15 protein-coding genes are annotated in these 15,022 nt (G+C 65.7%); 2 read left to right on the forward strand and 13 right to left on the reverse strand.

All coding sequences use genetic code 11. The features are described from left to right. The 3 genes from LQV39_RS11680 to LQV39_RS11690 form a co-directional block, all read right to left on the reverse strand. On the reverse strand, positions 1 to 600 hold a 600-nt coding region (locus LQV39_RS11680; protein WP_230025621.1), incomplete at its 3' end, for a PRC-barrel domain-containing protein. Positions 601 to 969: 369 nt separating this feature from the next. After that, positions 970 to 1,824, reverse strand: coding sequence for a glutathione-dependent disulfide-bond oxidoreductase (gene yghU / locus LQV39_RS11685; RefSeq protein ID WP_230025622.1), 855 nt, complete (start codon positions 1,822 to 1,824; stop codon positions 970 to 972). An 85-nt stretch (positions 1,825 to 1,909) separates the two neighbouring features. Next, a complete protein-coding gene (locus LQV39_RS11690) occupies positions 1,910 to 2,245 on the reverse strand; it encodes a TfoX/Sxy family protein (protein ID WP_230025623.1) in 336 nt (111 codons plus the stop codon). A gap of 180 nt (positions 2,246 to 2,425) precedes the next feature. Between LQV39_RS11690 and LQV39_RS11695 the strand changes: the two genes are divergently transcribed. Next, positions 2,426 to 2,719, forward strand: a complete 294-nt coding sequence (locus LQV39_RS11695) for a helix-turn-helix domain-containing protein (RefSeq protein ID WP_230025624.1) — start codon at positions 2,426 to 2,428, stop codon at positions 2,717 to 2,719. Beyond that, the gene (locus LQV39_RS11700) at positions 2,703 to 3,953 is read left to right on the forward strand and encodes a type II toxin-antitoxin system HipA family toxin (RefSeq protein ID WP_230025626.1); all 1,251 of its coding nucleotides are present in this window, start codon (positions 2,703 to 2,705) and stop codon (positions 3,951 to 3,953) included. The genes LQV39_RS11695 and LQV39_RS11700 overlap by 17 nt, the downstream gene beginning before the upstream one ends. Here the strand turns inward: LQV39_RS11700 and LQV39_RS11705 are convergent. The 10 genes from LQV39_RS11705 to LQV39_RS11750 form a co-directional block, all read right to left on the reverse strand. Then, positions 3,950 to 4,951 (reverse strand): aldo/keto reductase, encoded by a 1,002-nt coding sequence (locus LQV39_RS11705; protein WP_230025628.1) that lies wholly within the window; start codon positions 4,949 to 4,951, stop codon positions 3,950 to 3,952. The two genes, LQV39_RS11700 and LQV39_RS11705, sit on opposite strands and share 4 nt — an antisense overlap. A 90-nt stretch (positions 4,952 to 5,041) precedes the next feature. Then, positions 5,042 to 6,136, reverse strand: a complete 1,095-nt coding sequence (locus LQV39_RS11710; protein WP_230025631.1) for a chemotaxis response regulator protein-glutamate methylesterase — start codon at positions 6,134 to 6,136, stop codon at positions 5,042 to 5,044. 9 nt (positions 6,137 to 6,145) lie between these two features. After that, positions 6,146 to 6,961: a protein-glutamate O-methyltransferase CheR gene (locus LQV39_RS11715; RefSeq protein WP_230025632.1), complete on the reverse strand. Its 816-nt coding sequence runs from the start codon at positions 6,959 to 6,961 to the stop codon at positions 6,146 to 6,148. Positions 6,962 to 6,968: 7 nt separating this feature from the next. Next, positions 6,969 to 7,466: a chemotaxis protein CheW gene (locus LQV39_RS11720; RefSeq protein ID WP_230025634.1), complete on the reverse strand. Its 498-nt coding sequence runs from the start codon at positions 7,464 to 7,466 to the stop codon at positions 6,969 to 6,971. An 11-nt stretch (positions 7,467 to 7,477) separates the two neighbouring features. Continuing rightward, positions 7,478 to 9,406 carry a methyl-accepting chemotaxis protein gene (locus tag LQV39_RS11725; RefSeq protein WP_230025636.1) on the reverse strand — a complete coding sequence of 643 codons (1,929 nt, stop codon included), beginning with the start codon at positions 9,404 to 9,406 and terminating at the stop codon, positions 7,478 to 7,480. Positions 9,407 to 9,413: 7 nt separating this feature from the next. Further along, positions 9,414 to 11,066 carry a methyl-accepting chemotaxis protein gene (locus tag LQV39_RS11730; protein WP_230025638.1) on the reverse strand — a complete coding sequence of 551 codons (1,653 nt, stop codon included), beginning with the start codon at positions 11,064 to 11,066 and terminating at the stop codon, positions 9,414 to 9,416. Continuing rightward, positions 11,059 to 13,032 carry a chemotaxis protein CheA gene (locus LQV39_RS11735; RefSeq protein WP_230025640.1) on the reverse strand — a complete coding sequence of 658 codons (1,974 nt, stop codon included), beginning with the start codon at positions 13,030 to 13,032 and terminating at the stop codon, positions 11,059 to 11,061. The genes LQV39_RS11730 and LQV39_RS11735 overlap by 8 nt, the downstream gene beginning before the upstream one ends. After that, on the reverse strand, positions 13,029 to 13,289 hold the full coding sequence (locus LQV39_RS11740; protein ID WP_290368579.1) for an STAS domain-containing protein: 261 nt from the start codon (positions 13,287 to 13,289) through the stop codon (positions 13,029 to 13,031). The genes LQV39_RS11735 and LQV39_RS11740 overlap by 4 nt, the downstream gene beginning before the upstream one ends. 2 nt (positions 13,290 to 13,291) lie before the next feature. Further along, positions 13,292 to 13,669 (reverse strand): response regulator, encoded by a 378-nt coding sequence (locus LQV39_RS11745; protein ID WP_230025644.1) that lies wholly within the window; start codon positions 13,667 to 13,669, stop codon positions 13,292 to 13,294. Positions 13,670 to 13,677: 8 nt separating this feature from the next. Next, positions 13,678 to 14,805 carry a methyl-accepting chemotaxis protein gene (locus LQV39_RS11750; protein WP_230025646.1) on the reverse strand — a complete coding sequence of 376 codons (1,128 nt, stop codon included), beginning with the start codon at positions 14,803 to 14,805 and terminating at the stop codon, positions 13,678 to 13,680. Positions 14,806 to 15,022 lie beyond the last annotated feature (217 nt).

Raw genomic sequence — 15,022 nt, forward strand, 5'->3', positions numbered from 1 at the left:
GGCGCTGCCCGAGCCCAGATCCCCCGCGCCCGCGCCGCCGCCCACTCCCGAGGCCACCCCCGCGCCCGTGGTGCCCGTACCGCCCGCATGGCCGGCGCCCAGTCCGCCCATGCCCGCGCCCATCCCCGACATCGAACCGGCGCCGCCCGGCATGCCGCGCATCGCCACGTCGGGGCCCATGCTGGGCGCACCGCTGCGGTTCGGGTCAGTGCCGTAGAAGCTGTGGACCGAGTGCGCCCACTGCTCGTCGGCCATGTTGGGCCAGGCGTCCTTGTTGAAGCCGGGCGCGTTTTTCAGGCGTTCCTTCTCGACGTCCAGCACGAAGCGCTTGTTGACGGTGTCCAGGTGCAGGGCCTGCCAGGGCACGGCGAACAGCTTTTCGCCCATGCCGAGGAAGCCGCCGAAGGCCAGCACCGCATAGGCCACCTGGCCGGTGTTCATGTCGAGCATGATCTCCTTGATGTCGCCCAGGTCCTCGTTGCCGGCATTGACGACGCCGTCGCCGAGCAGGGTGTCGGCGCCCATCAGGGAAGGGCCGGGACCGGCGTGGCCGGCGGTGTCCTTGTACATGCCGTATTTGTCGCGTTCCGAATAGCTCATGGTGACGGTTCTCCTGGTTGATGGTTATCGGGCGAAACCCGATCAGGGTAAAAGTCAGGGCCTGTGCTGGTTTGAGACACATCAATCGTGGCGGGTGCTCTCCTTATGCGAGTTGCCGCACAGAAGGGCTCATGCAGCATGACTATTCTGATAAGAAATTGGAGACAATCAACATGCCCGTCACTCAGCGCTGCAACTACGCCGGCCCACACGCCCAACGCATTCCGACCCGTTCGCTCGCTTTTACGCTGTACACGCGCTTGCGCGCGGCAATGCTGCAGCTGCGCCGCTAGGCCTGCTTCGGGCGCGATTTACCGAGTCTAGCTGCGGCCCCGGCCGGGGCGCGCCAGCTAGACAGGCGGCAATGAATCAGTCGAGGTCGGAAGCGTCGTGGCGCTCGGCCACCTGTTCCTCGGGCTTGCCGCGCACGCGGTTGACCTTGCGGCCGCGCATCACCGCCGGGCGCTGCGCCACCTCGTCGGCCCAGCGCCGCACCTGCTGGTAGTTGTGCACAGACAGGAACTCGCCCGCCTCGTACAGCTCGCCCATTACCATCAAGCCATACCAGGGCCAGATCGCCATGTCGGCGATGGTGTACTCGTCGCCGGCGACGAAGCGGCGCTCGGCCAGCAGGCGGTCCAGCACGTCGAGCTGGCGCTTGGTTTCCATCGCGTAGCGGTTGATCGGGTACTCCAGCTTTTCCGGCGCATAGGCGTAGAAGTGGCCGAAGCCGCCGCCCACGAAGGGCGCCGAGCCCATCTGCCACATCAGCCAGTTGAAGGTCTCGGTCCGCGCCGGCAGGTCCTGCGGCAGGAAGGCGCCGAATTTCTCGGCCAGGTAGACCAGGATGGCGCCGGATTCGAACACGCGCATCGGTTTTTCGCCGCTGCGGTCGACCAGGGCCGGGATCTTCGAATTCGGGTTGATGCCGACGAAACCGCTGCCGAACTGCGCGCCCTCGTTGATCTTGATGAGCCAGGCGTCGTATTCCGCGCCCGTGTGGCCGGCGGCCAGCAGCTCCTCGAGCATGATCGTGACCTTCTGGCCGTTGGGCGTGCCCAGCGAGTACAGTTGCAGCGGATGCTTGCCGACCGGCAGTTCCTGCTCATGGGTGGCGCCGGCGATCGGACGGTTGATGTTGGCGAAGGCGCCGCCCGACGGCGTGGCGGGCGACCAGACCCGCGGCGGGACGTAGGTCGAGAAGGGGTTCGAGCTGCTGGTCATCGGCTTCTCCTTGTTGGTGTGATATCGAGAACAAGGATGATGCCGCAAATCCGGCAGGCTTGCCGGAGGCGGCTCCGGTGCGCGCTCAGCTGCCGGCAGCCGCCGTCTTCGCCGCTTTCTTTTTCGGCTTCGGCAGCGGCATCAGCGCCGCGGTTTCCTCGATCAGGCGGCGCAGTGCATCCGGATCGTCGAGCAGTTCGTCGGCGGTCGGGTAATCCTTGGCGCCCGGGTAGGGCGGACCCTGGGGCAGGTCCGGCGCCAGCCTGCTCACGGCCGCGGAGGGCTTGATGAAGAGGCTGTTGTCGCAGGCGAAGGCGACCACCTTTTCGTCCAGGTAGAGGGCGTATTCGCCGAACATTTTTCGATAGGTCAGGCGCGCGCCCAGACGGGCGGTTTCTAGAATGTAATCGATAAAGCTCAAGTCTGTGGCCACGATTGTAGGCTTATAGATGATATTTTAAGTTGCATAAAGTCTGATCTATGGTCATATTAATCCATATATCATAGCCATAGATATGATTTTATCTGCCATAATGACCTATCTATGAGCTGAACAATCATGCCAAAAAAGCTATCCGTGACTGAGACTTGGCCTACTCTCGTGCAGGAACGCCTCGCTATCTGGGGAAAGAGCATTCGCACACAGCGTCTGCGCCAGCGTATCACGATCGCCGATTTATCTACTCGCATGGGAATTTCCCGGACAACTTTGCTTCGTCTTGAAAAGGGCGACCCTGGCGCAGGCGCCGGGGCCTATCTGACCGCTCTTCTCGTGCTCGGCATTGTCGACAAAGCGGCGCCGGTATTGCCTGTCGAGCTATGGCAGGGCAACGACGGCCGGCGTGTCAGATTGAGTCGCCAGGAACAGGGAGGTGAGGATGGCGAGTATTTCTAGACCGCTGTACGTCTATCTCCAGCGGCCAGACACGGGGGAGTGGATCACGGTTGGCCGCTACAGGATGGACGCAGCTGGCACAGGCTATTTCCTGTATGCGCCTTCCTACGTAGACGCGGGATTTGTCTGGGCGATCGACCCGATCAATTTGCCCTTCTTGCCCGGCATGGATGCCATCGCGCCCCGCTATCAGGGCCTGCATGACGTATTGCGTGATGCCTGCCCGGATGCATGGGGACAGGCCTTGCTGCGCCGTGAGCACAATCTACCTGTCGATGCGTTGCCGCTGCAATATCTGCTCAAATCCAGCAATCTGGACCGCTGGGGCGCGCTTGCGGTAGGTCCCGGCGCCAAGCCGCCGGAGGCACAGATGAACACGCCGAGTCTGCCGCAACTGAATGAGGTCGTCGAAGAATTGGCAGCGCTTGCGGAACGCCGCCCTCCTGTACGCGCAAGGATCCGTGCCCGGCTCGTGCAGACGGTCAGCGTAGGAGGGGCGCGGCCGAAAGCCACCGTCCAGGGCGATGGCGGGCAGTTCTGGCTGGTCAAGCCTGAGCTTGCAACAGATGTCGCCAATATTCCTTTACTCGAGCATGTGGGACAGCAGTGGGGCGCCGCAAGCGGCCTGAATTTTGCCGCAACAGTCTTCCACCCTGCCGCAGGCGGTCGGAACGCGGTGCGTGTCTTGCGATTCGACCGGACCGGCCATCGGCGTCATATGTGCGTAAGCGCTGCGTCCCTGCTGCAGGCCGAGTATCCAGGCTTGCCGCAAACCGACCGCTGGAGTTATCCACGCCTGGCCGAAGAACTTCGCCTGACTGGGGCGCCGACCGAAGACCGCATCGAACTGTTCGGCCGCATGGTGTTCAACGCGGTATGCGGCAACGACGATGATCACGTGCGCAATCATGCCATCGTCTATCGCAGCGAAGAGCGCCGCTGGCGGCTCGCGCCGGCCTTCGATGTGGTGCCGAATCCGGTCGAAACACCAGGACATCTTCACATGCAGCTATCGATGGGAAGGTTCGACATTTCCAGGGAAGCCGTGTTGGCTGACGCACATCGTTTCGGATTCGATAAAGGCGCAGACGCAGTCACCTACCTCGACGCCCTGCTCGAACGCATTGCCGCCGCCTTCGATGGCGCGGCGGACTTGCTCGACCATGAGTGGAAACAGGTACTGCATGAGCGGCTGCTTCACAACCTCGCTGTATTGCGAAGTCAGCCCGGCTAACGCTCGACAGCCTTCCGCGGCGGCAGCGGCGCCTCCGCCGGCACCAGGCCCTCGCTCCGTAACTCTTCCCAGAACGCGCTCGGTATCTCCATGTGCATCAGGGTCGCATTGCGCCGCAAATGCTCGGGGCTGCTGGCGCCGGGGATGGTCGCCGCTACCACCGGATGCGCGGCGCCGAACTGCAGCGCCGCCGCCGGCAGGTCCACGCCGTGGCGCGCCGCCACCTGGCGCAGGCGCTCGCGGTGCGCGTTCTGCTCCGGCCTGGCCGGCTGGTAGTCGTAGTGCTCGCCGCCGGCCAGGAAGCCGGAATTGAAAGGACCGCCCAGCACCACGTGGGCGCCGCGCTGTGCGCACAGCGGGAACAGCTCCGCCAGCGGCGTGGTTTCCATCAGCGTGTAGCGCCCCGCCAGCAGGAAGATGTCGGGATCGGAATCGCGCAGCGCGCGCAGGCAGGGCTCGACCGTGTTCACGCCCAGGCCCCAGGCCTTGATTGAACCTTCCTCACGCAGCTTCACCATGCCTTCGAAGGCGCCGCCCTTGCCGGCCGCGATGCGGTAATGATGTTCGAACTCGCTGCCGAACATGTCGGGCGAGAGGTCGTGCACGTAGGCGATGTCGATGTGGCCGAGCGCCAGGCGCTGCAGGCTGTCCTCGACCGAGCGGCGCACGCCGTCGGCGGTGTAGTCGATCACGCGCCTGAAGGGCAGGGCGCCGACGAAAGGTGCTTCGATCTCGCCCGGCATGTGCGGCGCCAGCAGGCGCCCGGTCTTGGTCGACAGCGTGTATTCCTCGCGCGGACGACGGCGCAGGGCCTGGCCGAAGCGGTGCTCGGACAGGCCGGCGCCGTAGTGGGGCGCGGTGTCGAAGTAGCGGATGCCGGCTTCCCAGGCGGCATCGACGGTGGCATGGCCTGCCGCGTCGGTGGTGGTGTGGTACATGTCGCCCAGCCCGGTGCCGCCCAGGCCCAGGCGCGTGATCGGTCGATAGCGCTGGTTCATGGCAGGTCCTTTCTCGTTCGTCGCCTGCGGAGCATGCTACACCGCGGACATGGCCGCACGATTGAAAGGATCCGTTCGACTGCGTTAAGTCTAGCGCAGGCCCAGTTGCTGCAGGATCTCGCGATGAATCGCCTGCAAGGGCACGCTCTTCTCGACCCCGCCGCGCTTCACGGCTTCCTTCGGCATGCCGTAGACCACGCAGCTTTCCTCGTCCTGGGCCACGGTGCGGGCGCCGGCCTTGCGCATTTCCAGCAGGCCGGCCGCGCCGTCGTCGCCCATGCCGGTCATGATGATGCCGAGGGCGTTGGCGCCGGCCTGCTTGGCGACGGAGCGGAACAGCACGTCCACCGAGGGACGGTGGCGGTTGACCAGCGGGCCGTCGATCACGTCCACGTGGTAGTTGGCGCCGTCGCGGCGCAGCAGCATGTGGCGGCCGCCGGGAGCGATCAGGGCGCGGCCGGGGTGCACGCGGTCGCCGTGGCGCGCTTCCTTGACCTCGAGCTGGCAGATTTTATTCAGGCGCTCGGCAAAGGCGGCGGTGAATTTTTCCGGCATGTGCTGGACGATGACGATGCCGGGCGTGACCCGCGGCAGCGCCGTCAGCACTTCCTCGAGCGCCAGGGTGCCGCCGGTGGAAGTGCCGATGGCGACCACACGCTCGGTGGTCTTCAAGGTCGCGCGTGTCTCGGCGGCGGGCGGCAGGACCGCATCCGCGCTCAGCTTGGCGGTAACGGGGACCGGCGACGTCGAGGCGGACGGCACGCGCGCAGCCAGGCGCCGCACGTTGACCTGGCTGGCGGCGCGCACCGCGGCCACCAGTTCGACCGCGCTCTCGTTGAGAAAATCCTTCAAGCCCAGCTTGGGCTTGGTGATGATGGACACCGCGCCCGCGGCCATCGCCGCCATGGTCGTCTCGGCGCCCTTTTCGGTGAGCGTGGAGCAGATCACGACCGGGGTCGGACGCTCCGCCATGATCCGCTTCAGGAAGGTGATGCCATCCATGCGGGGCATCTCGACGTCCAGCACGATCACGTCGGGCCACTGCTGCTTCATGCGCTCGATCGCCAGCAACGGGTCGGACACGGCATGCAGCAGGTGGATGTCGGGCGCGCTTTCCAGGATCGCGCCCACCACCTTGCGGACGACCGCGGAGTCGTCCACCACCATCACATTGATCGTCTTCATTTACGCGCTTTACTTTCGATAGACCGAGGGCATCACGGTGCTCAGCGTGTCGTTGATCTCGTGCAGGCTTTCCGAGTGGCCGATGAAGAAGGTGCCGCCGGACTTGATGCGCGAAGTCACGCGGGCGACCACCTCGCGCTTGGTGTCGCCGTTAAAGTAGATCATCACGTTACGCAGGAAGACCACGTCATAGCTGCCGAGGTCGGAGGGCAGGTCGGTATTCAGGTTCACCTGGCGGAACTGCACGCGCTGGCGCAGCGCCTTGTCCACCAGCAGCGTGCCGGCCTGCTCGCGGATGCCCTTGAGGCAGAACCGCTTCAGGTAATCCTGCGTCACGTGCTTGGCCCGCTCCATCGGATAGTGGCCGATCCTGGCCCGCTCCAGCACGCGGGTGCTGATGTCGGAAGCCACGACTTCCCAGGGCGCGTTGCCCAGCACGTCGGCCAGCACCATGGCGATGCTGTAGGGCTCCTCGCCGGACGAGCAGGCCGCGCTCCACACGCGGAACGGGCTGCCTGCGCGCAGCTTGGAACGCGCGTTGTCGGCCGCTTCGCGCAGCAGGTCGAAGTGGCGCGACTCGCGGAAGAAATAGGTCTCGTTGGTGGTCAGGAGGTCGACCGCCAGTTGCACCTCGTTCGCGTGCTGGCCGCTTTGCAGCAGCTTGAAATACGCGTCGTAGGTCTGCAGCCCGTGGTGCTGCAGGCGCTTGGCCAGGCGGCCGCTGACCAGCGCCTTCTTCGACTCCGACATCGTGATGCCGGCCATGTCGAAGATGAAGCGCCGGAAGCTGGCGAACTCGTTCTCGTTGATGGCGCAGTGCTGCACTTTGTCCTCAGGCTGCGATCAGGGAGGGCTGTGAGTCTGCAGCGGCAGCCAGGTCCGGCAAGCCTTCCAGCGCCAGCACCTGTTCCACGTTCAGCAGGATCACGAACTTGCCGTTCACTTTGCCCATGCCGGCGATGAAGTCGCCGCGGATACGCGTGCCGAAGGAGGGCGCCGGTTCGATCTCGGATGCCGGGATGTCCAGCACCGCGCTGACGGCGTCGACCACGATGCCGGTGACCTGGCGCTCGCCCTCGAGCTCCAGTTCGACGATCACGATGCAGGTGCGCTTGCCCGGGACCGATTGCGGGCGGCCGAAGCGCGCCGCGAGGTCCATCACCGGCACCACCGCGCCGCGAAGGTTGATCACGCCGCGGATCGAGTCCGGCATCATCGGCACTTCGGTGATGCCGCCGAACTCGATGATCTCCTTCACGGCCATGATGCCGATGCCGAAGGATTCGCCGCCCAGCATGAAGGTCAGGTACTGCTTGATAGCCTGTTCCATGGTCGCCCCGCTCAGAAATGGGTGAAGTTGTTTTCGTCAGGCTCGCCCTGGGTGGCGAAGCTGTCGGCCAGGCGCAGCGCGGCGCCGCGGCGTGCCGGGCGCGTGGCGGTCTGGCGGACGGCGACGGCCGGCTTGCGCAGGACATTCGCGGCGGCCTTCGCATCCAGGCGGAAGAAGGCCATCGCCTGCTGCAGTTGCTCGGCCTGGCTGCTCATCTCTTCGGCGGTTGCCGCCAGTTCTTCCGAGCTGGATGCGTTCTGCTGGGTGGTCTGGCTCATCTGGCTTACCGCCGCGTTGATCTGGCCGACGCCGGCCGACTGCTCTTCCGACGCCGCCGTGATTTCCTGGACCAGGTCCGAAGTCTTGCGGATGTTCGGCACCATGCGGTCCAGCAGCGAACCGGCGCGCTCGGCCAGTTCGACGCTGCTGGTCGCGACTTCGCCGATCTCCTGCGCCGCCACCTGGCTGCGCTCGGCCAGCTTGCGCACTTCGGCTGCCACGACGGCAAAGCCTTTACCGTGCTCGCCGGCGCGCGCCGCTTCGATCGCGGCGTTCAGTGCCAGCAGGTTGGTCTGGTAGGCGATGTCGTCGATGATGCCGATCTGCCTGGCGATCTGCTTCATCGCGGTGACGGTGGCCTTGACCGCTTCGCCGCCTTCGGCCGCTTCGCGCGCCGCCTGGCCGGCCATGCCGTCGGTGACGCGGGCGTTCTCGGTGTTCTGCGAAATCGAGGCGGTCATCTGCTCCAGCGAGGCGCTGGTCTCTTCGACGCCGGCGGCCTGCTCGGACGCCGCCTGCGACAGCGACTGCGCGGTGGCGCTGACTTCTTCCGAAGCCGAGGCCAGCGACTGCGCGCTGCCGTTGACTTCACCGACCACCTGGGACAGCTTGTCCATGGTGTCGTTCGAATAGTCCTTCAGCTGCGCGAAGGCGCCCTGGTAGTCCTTGTCGATGCGGGTGGTGAGGTCACCCTCGGCCAGCGCGGACATCACGCGCACCACGTCGGCGATGCTGGCGCCGGTGGTCTCCACCAGCTGGTTCAGGCCATCGCCCATCTCTTTCTGGAAGCCCTGCATGCCGGCGGTATCGACGCGGGCGTCGAAGTTGCCGCGGTTGGCGGCTTCCACCACGGCGCGCTGGCCGGCGATCACCTGGCGCAGCTTGCCGACCATCTGGCCGACGGCGAACAGCATGCTGCCGCTGTCGCCCTTGCGGGTATGGACTTCGCCGGACAGGTCGCCGTCCGCGATGCGCTTGAGCAGCTCGGCCGCATAGGCCGGCTCGCCGCCCAGGGTGCGGGTCAGGCTCAGGGTGATCCAGAAGGCCATCGCGATCCCCATCAGGACGGCGGCTGCGCCCAGCACCACCAGCTCGTTGCGGATCTCGTTGTATTCGGCGCCGGTGGTCTTGCCCACGCCTTCCATCAATGAGTGCTGGTAGGCGATCAGCTTTTCGATCGCCCTGGTGTAGCCCACCTGCTGGGCTTCGACCTGGTTCACCAGCAGCTCGCGCGCTTCGTTCGTCTTGCCTTCGCTGGCGAGGCGGACGAACTGGTCCTGGCCGCCCAGGTACTTCTGGCGTTCCTCGACGATGGCCGCGAACAGCTGCTTGCCCTGCTCGGAGCGGATGCGCTGCTTCAGCTGGTCCATGCCGCCGATGACTTCCTTACGCGCCTCTTCGATGCGTGCCAGTTCGCGGCGGGTGGTATCGGCGCTGCCGGACACGACGATGTTACGCATGGCGATCGCGATGTCATGCAGGTCGCCGATCAGATCATAGGCCAAGACGACCTTTGGATATTTGTCGCCGACCATGTCGTCGACGTTGTCCTTGACGTTGGCCAGGCTGCGGATGCCCAGCAGGACGACGGCGGCCAGCAACAGGCTGACGACGCCGAAGCCCAAGGCGAGGCGGGTACTCACTTTCAGGTTACGGAACATGGTTTTCTCAGAATCGGGTGAAGTCGGTTTCGTCGATGCCCGCTTCGGCGGCGAAAGCCGGGTTCTGCATGGCGATGCCCTGGCGTTTCGGCGCCGACGTCATGCGTTGTGCGGGTGCGCGGCCGGATGGCTTGCGCGGCTGCGCGCCGGCCATGCCGCCCATGCCGTTCAGGCGGAAGAAGGCCATGGCCGCCTGCAGTTGCTCGGCCTGGCTGCTCATCTCTTCGGCGGTTGCCGCCAGTTCTTCCGAGCTGGATGCGTTCTGCTGGGTGGTCTGGCTCATTTGGCTTACCGCCGCGTTGATCTGGCCGACGCCGGCCGACTGCTCTTCCGACGCCGCCGTGATTTCCTGGACCAGGTCCGAAGTCTTGCGGATGTTCGGCACCATGCGGTCCAGCAGCGAACCGGCACGCTCGGCCAGTTCGACGCTGCTGGTCGCGACTTCGCCGATCTCCTGCGCCGCCACCTGGCTGCGCTCGGCCAGCTTGCGCACCTCGGCCGCCACGACGGCGAAGCCTTTGCCGTGCTCGCCGGCGCGCGCCGCTTCGATCGCGGCATTCAGTGCCAGCAGGTTGGTCTGGTAGGCGATGTCGTCGATGATGCCGATCTGCCTGGCGATCTGCTTCATCGCGGTGACGGTGGCCTTGACCGCTTCGCCGCCTTCGGCCGCTTCGCGCGCCGCCTGGCCGGCCATGCCGTCGGTGACGCGGGCGTTCTCGGTGTTTTGCGAAATCGAGGCCGTCATCTGTTCCAGCGAGGCGCTGGTCTCTTCGACGCCGGCAGCCTGTTCGGACGCCGCCTGCGACAGCGACTGCGCGGTGGCGCTGACTTCTTCCGAAGCCGAGGCCAGCGAGTGGGCGCTGCCGTTGACTTCACCGACCACCTGGGTCAGTTTCGCGATCATGTTCTTCATCGCGGCCAGCAGCTGGCCGGCTTCGTCGCGCGAGTTGGCCTGGATCTCCACGGTCAGGTCGCCGGCGGCCAGGCAGTCGGCCGCCGCCACGGCCTGGCGCAGCGGGCGGGTCACGGACAGGGTGATCATCGTAGCAATCAGCAGCGCCAGCAGCGCGGCGCCGGCGGTGATGCCGATCACCAGCTGGCGCGTTTCGGCATAGGTGTGAGCTGCTTCCTCGGCCAGCGACTGCATCTTCTCGCCCTGGTGCTTTGCCAGCTGGTTGGCGGCGTCGGTCAGCTCGCGGTTGTGGGGAATGACTTCCTTGGTGATCATGTCTGCCGCGCGCTGATGGTCGCTGCGCACCAAGCCGTAGAACTGGTTGTAGATCGGATCGAGCGTAGCCTGCTTATCGGCGATCTGCTTGAGCAGCTTCTTGCCAGTCTCGCTGGCTACTACCTTGTTCAGGTCGGCAAGACGGTCGGCCATGTCGCCGCGCAGCTTATCGATCACCTTGCGGTAGCGATCCACTTCGCTCTCGTCGTTGGTGAGCAGCATGCCACGCATCTGGCGTGGCGCATCGGTCACGTCGCGGATCAGGTCCTTGATCAGCACGACCTTCGGATATGCATCCGTTGTGATGGTCACGGTAGCCTTGTTCATGGCCTCCATGCGGCTGACGCCCAGCATGGAGATGGCCAGCAATAACAACAGTACCAGACCGAAGCCAAGGCCCAGGCGGATACCGATTTTCAGATTCTTAAGCACGATGGCTCTCCAGATCAGATAAGGAAGTAAACATGGCGGCCATGTCGAGGATCAGCGCCACCTCGCCGGTGCCGAGGATCGAGGAACCGGATAAAAAACGCGCGCCGGCGAACACTTTGCCGAGCGGCTTGATCACGGTCTGGAATTCGCCGAGCAGGTTGTCGACGACCAGGCCGGCGCGGCGGCTGCCGTAGCGCACCACGACGATGCTCTGGCGCCGCCCCGGCACGCCTTCCAGCCCGAAGCGCTCGCGCAGGCGCAGGTAGGGCAGGGGATGGCCGCGCAGGTCGACCCAGTCGCAGCCGGGCTGCTCGCGGAATTCGATGCATTCCTCGACCATCTCCATCGGGATCACGAAGGTCGACTTGCCGACGCCGACCTGGAAGCCGTTGATGATCGCCAGCGTCAGCGGCAGGCGCACGGTGACCGTGGTGCCCACGCCTTCACTGCTGGAAATCTCCACGCTGCCGCGCAGGGCGACGATGTTGCGCTTGACGACATCCATGCCGACCCCGCGGCCGGACAGGTTGGTCACCTGCTCGGCGGTCGAGAAGCCGGGTTGGAAGATCATGTTGAAGATTTCGCGGTCGGTGTAGGTCCGGCCAGGCTCGGCCAGGCCGCGTTCGATGCCCTTGGCCAGGATGCGCTCCCGTTTCAGGCCGCCGCCGTCGTCGGCCACTTCGATCACGATGCTGCCGGAGTCGTGGTAGGCGTTCAGCGACACGGTGCCATGTGCCGGCTTGCCGCGCGCGACGCGCACGTCGGCCGGCTCGATGCCGTGGTCCATCGCATTGCGCACCAGGTGGGTCAGCGGGTCGCCGATCTTCTCGACCACGGTCTTGTCCAGTTCCGCGTCCTCGCCGTTCACCTGCAGGCGGATGTCCTTGTCCAGCTCGCGCGAGACGTCGTGCACCACGCGCTGGAAGCGGTTGAAGGTGGCGCCGATCTTCACCATGCGCAGCTGCAGCGCGCTATCGCGCACCTCTTCGACCAGGCCGGACAGGGTCGAGGTGCATTCCAGCAGTTCCGGGTTCTGCACGCGGCGCGCCACCAGGCTGGTGCGGGCGCCGGCGATGATCAGTTCACCCACCAGGTCGATCAGGCGGTCGAGCTTGTCGGCGTCGACGCGCACGCTGCGCTTTTCCTGCTGCGGCTTGCCTTCCCTGGCCTGGCGCTCGCGGACGGGCGCCGGCGCTTCGGCGGCCGGCGCTTCGACTGGCGCAGGTGCGGGCGCCATTTCCTTCACGGCCACCGGCGCGATGCGGATCTCGCAGTCGTCGCGCACGAAGTCGAACACGCCATCGATGGTGGCTTGCGGTTCGCTGCTGGCGAAGCCGATCGCGAAGCCGAGGTAGCAGGATTCGGGATCGAATTCGTCGGCGGCCGGCAGGCGGTCGGCTTGCAGTTCGAGGCGCGTGATGCTGCCCAGCTGGGACAGGTAGCGGATGAAGGACAGCGGGTCCATGCCGTTGCGCAGGACGTCGGCGCCGAAGCGCAGGTTGATGTCCCATTCCTGCATGCCTTCGGCAAGCTGCGCCGGTGCTGCTTGCAGCGCGGCCGTGACGGCGGGCGCGCCGCCGCCATCCAGGTAGCCCTGCAGCGCGGCGACCAGCGGTCCGCCGGTTTCGATCAGCGATGCATCCCGGTCCAGCATGCCGCGTTCGACGGCGTCGACCAGCGCGCCGATATGGTCGCAGCATGCCAGCAGCAGCGCCACCAGTTCATCGGTGACGGGAACGTGGCCGTCGCGCACCTTGTCCAGCACGCTCTCGGCCACGTGGGTGAACTCGACCACCGGGTCGAGGCCGAACATGCCGGCCGAACCCTTGATGGTGTGGGCCGCGCGGAAGATCGCGTTGACGGCATCGGAGCCGTCATGGGCGACCGCCAGCAGCGCGTTCTCCATCTGCTCGAGCAGCTCGCGGCTCTCGGCAATGAAGGTATGCATCACCTGGTCGATATTCATGCCGCGGCTCCGTCGAGGTCCATGCCGAGCAGGGCGAACACGTCGTGCACGGCGGCGCTGGCGGCAGGCACCGCCAGGCGCTTGCCGAGGCGGGCTGCTTCCTGGCGCGCCATCAGCAGCAGCTGCAGGCCGGCGCTGTCGAATTCGGTCACGGCGGACAGGTCGAGCGCCGGCGCCTCAAGCGCGCGCACGGCGTCCAGCAGCGCGGGCTTGAGCTCCGCGGCGCGGTAAATCGTCATCTCGCCTTCGACCCGCATGATCAGCCCATCGTCAGCTTCTGGACCGCCGCCAGCAGGGCTTCCGGCTTGAAGGGCTTGACCATCCAGGCGCGCGCGCCGGCGGCCTTGCCCTGTTCCTTCTTCTCTTCCTGCGATTCGGTGGTGAGCATCAGCACCGGCGTGAACTTGTAGGCCGGGCGGGTCTTCAGTTCGCGCACGAAGGCGATGCCGTCCATGTTCGGCATGTTGACGTCGCTGATGATCAGGTTGACCTTCTGGCCGCCCAGGGCGCCAAGGCGGACCAGGGCATCGTTGCCGTCGCAGGCCTCGATGACTTCATACCCCGCCTGCCTGAGCGCGATGCCGACGACCTGGCGGATCGAGATCGAGTCGTCCACCACCATGATGGTTTTTGCCATTGTTATTCCTAGAAAAAGGTGATTTCTTCGGCCTGCTGCGGCGCAGGCTGCGGGTTGCTGCGGTGGAGCGAATGTTCTTCGGCCATCGCGTAGGTGCTTTCGAGTTCGGCCAGCAGCGCGCGCGCGTCGATGGGCTGCATCGCCTCGCTCGACTGGCGCGCGTGCTCGTCCAGGTAGGACGGCAGGCGCGCGATGTTCTGCTGGACGTGCGACAGGATCTGGCTGACGCGGTCCTGGAACTGCAGCTGGACCAGGGCATCGCCGACTTCGGCCTGGATGCCGGCGCTCTCGCGCTGCAGCAGGTCGGAGGACTGCACCAGCGCGTCGGTCACGCCGCGCAGCGAGGACAGCACGCCGCCGATCTTCGCTTCCGATGCCTGCACCGCGCAGGTCTCGGCGCGCATCGATTCGCCGGCGGCCTTGCAGGTGGCGTCGATCGCGGCGCTGATCTGGCCGACCTGCTGGGCGATGTGCTTGCCGGCGTCGGCGGAACGGTTGGACAGGGTGCGCACTTCGTTGGCGACCACGGCGAAGCCGCGTCCCGCCTCGCCGGCGCGCGCCGCCTCGATGGCCGCGTTCAGGGCCAGCAAATTGGTCTGCCAGGCGATGCTGGCGACGTCCGCCGCCATTTCCTGCAACTGCGCGGTGATCTGCTGCAGGCCTTCGATCTTGCCGACCATCTGCTGCTTGCTGGCGGCGGCGCTGGCCAGCATGTCCAGCAGCGAGCGCAATTCCTTCTCGCTGGCGGCGAACACGTCGACCAGGTCGCCGCCTTCATGCTGGCGCGCCGCGCCGGACGCCGCCAGCGCCTGTTCGAGCTTGATGACGATGCTGGAGAAGCGTTCGACCAGCGCCACCACCGCCGTCTCCATCTGCGAGCGCGAGGCGTCGATGTGCGAGGTCCAGACGCCGGCGACCTGTTCACCGAACTGCTGGCGGCTGGCCAGGTAGCCATCCGCGCTTGCCGCGGGCGCCGAGTCTTTCGGCGCGAACAGCGCGGCAGCCGCGCCGGCCGCGAGAAGGGCCGCGGCGATCAGCCAGCCATGCCAGTGCCAGCCGGCCAGCGGCACGATGGCGCAGCTTGCGGCGGCTGCCACGAACAAGGGATAAAAGGCGTGCAGGGGGCGTTGGCGCATGACGCGTCGCTCCGTAAGTGAGTCAATATGGGGGCGTGCAAATAGTGTTTGCTCGTAGGAAATATCCTACAGGGCAGATCATTGCAGAGAGTGTTGCTGTAGCGCAAGCACTTATCGCAGCATTTGTGACTTGTGTATGCAAATACGCGACACATCACGTAACGAATAGCTAACTAATTGTTAATGTTAGATATTTCTTCTGCAATTGGTCATTTGG

It is taken from the genome of Massilia sp. Bi118 (genome assembly GCF_918697865.1).
Classification (GTDB): Bacteria; Pseudomonadota; Gammaproteobacteria; order Burkholderiales; family Burkholderiaceae_D; genus Telluria.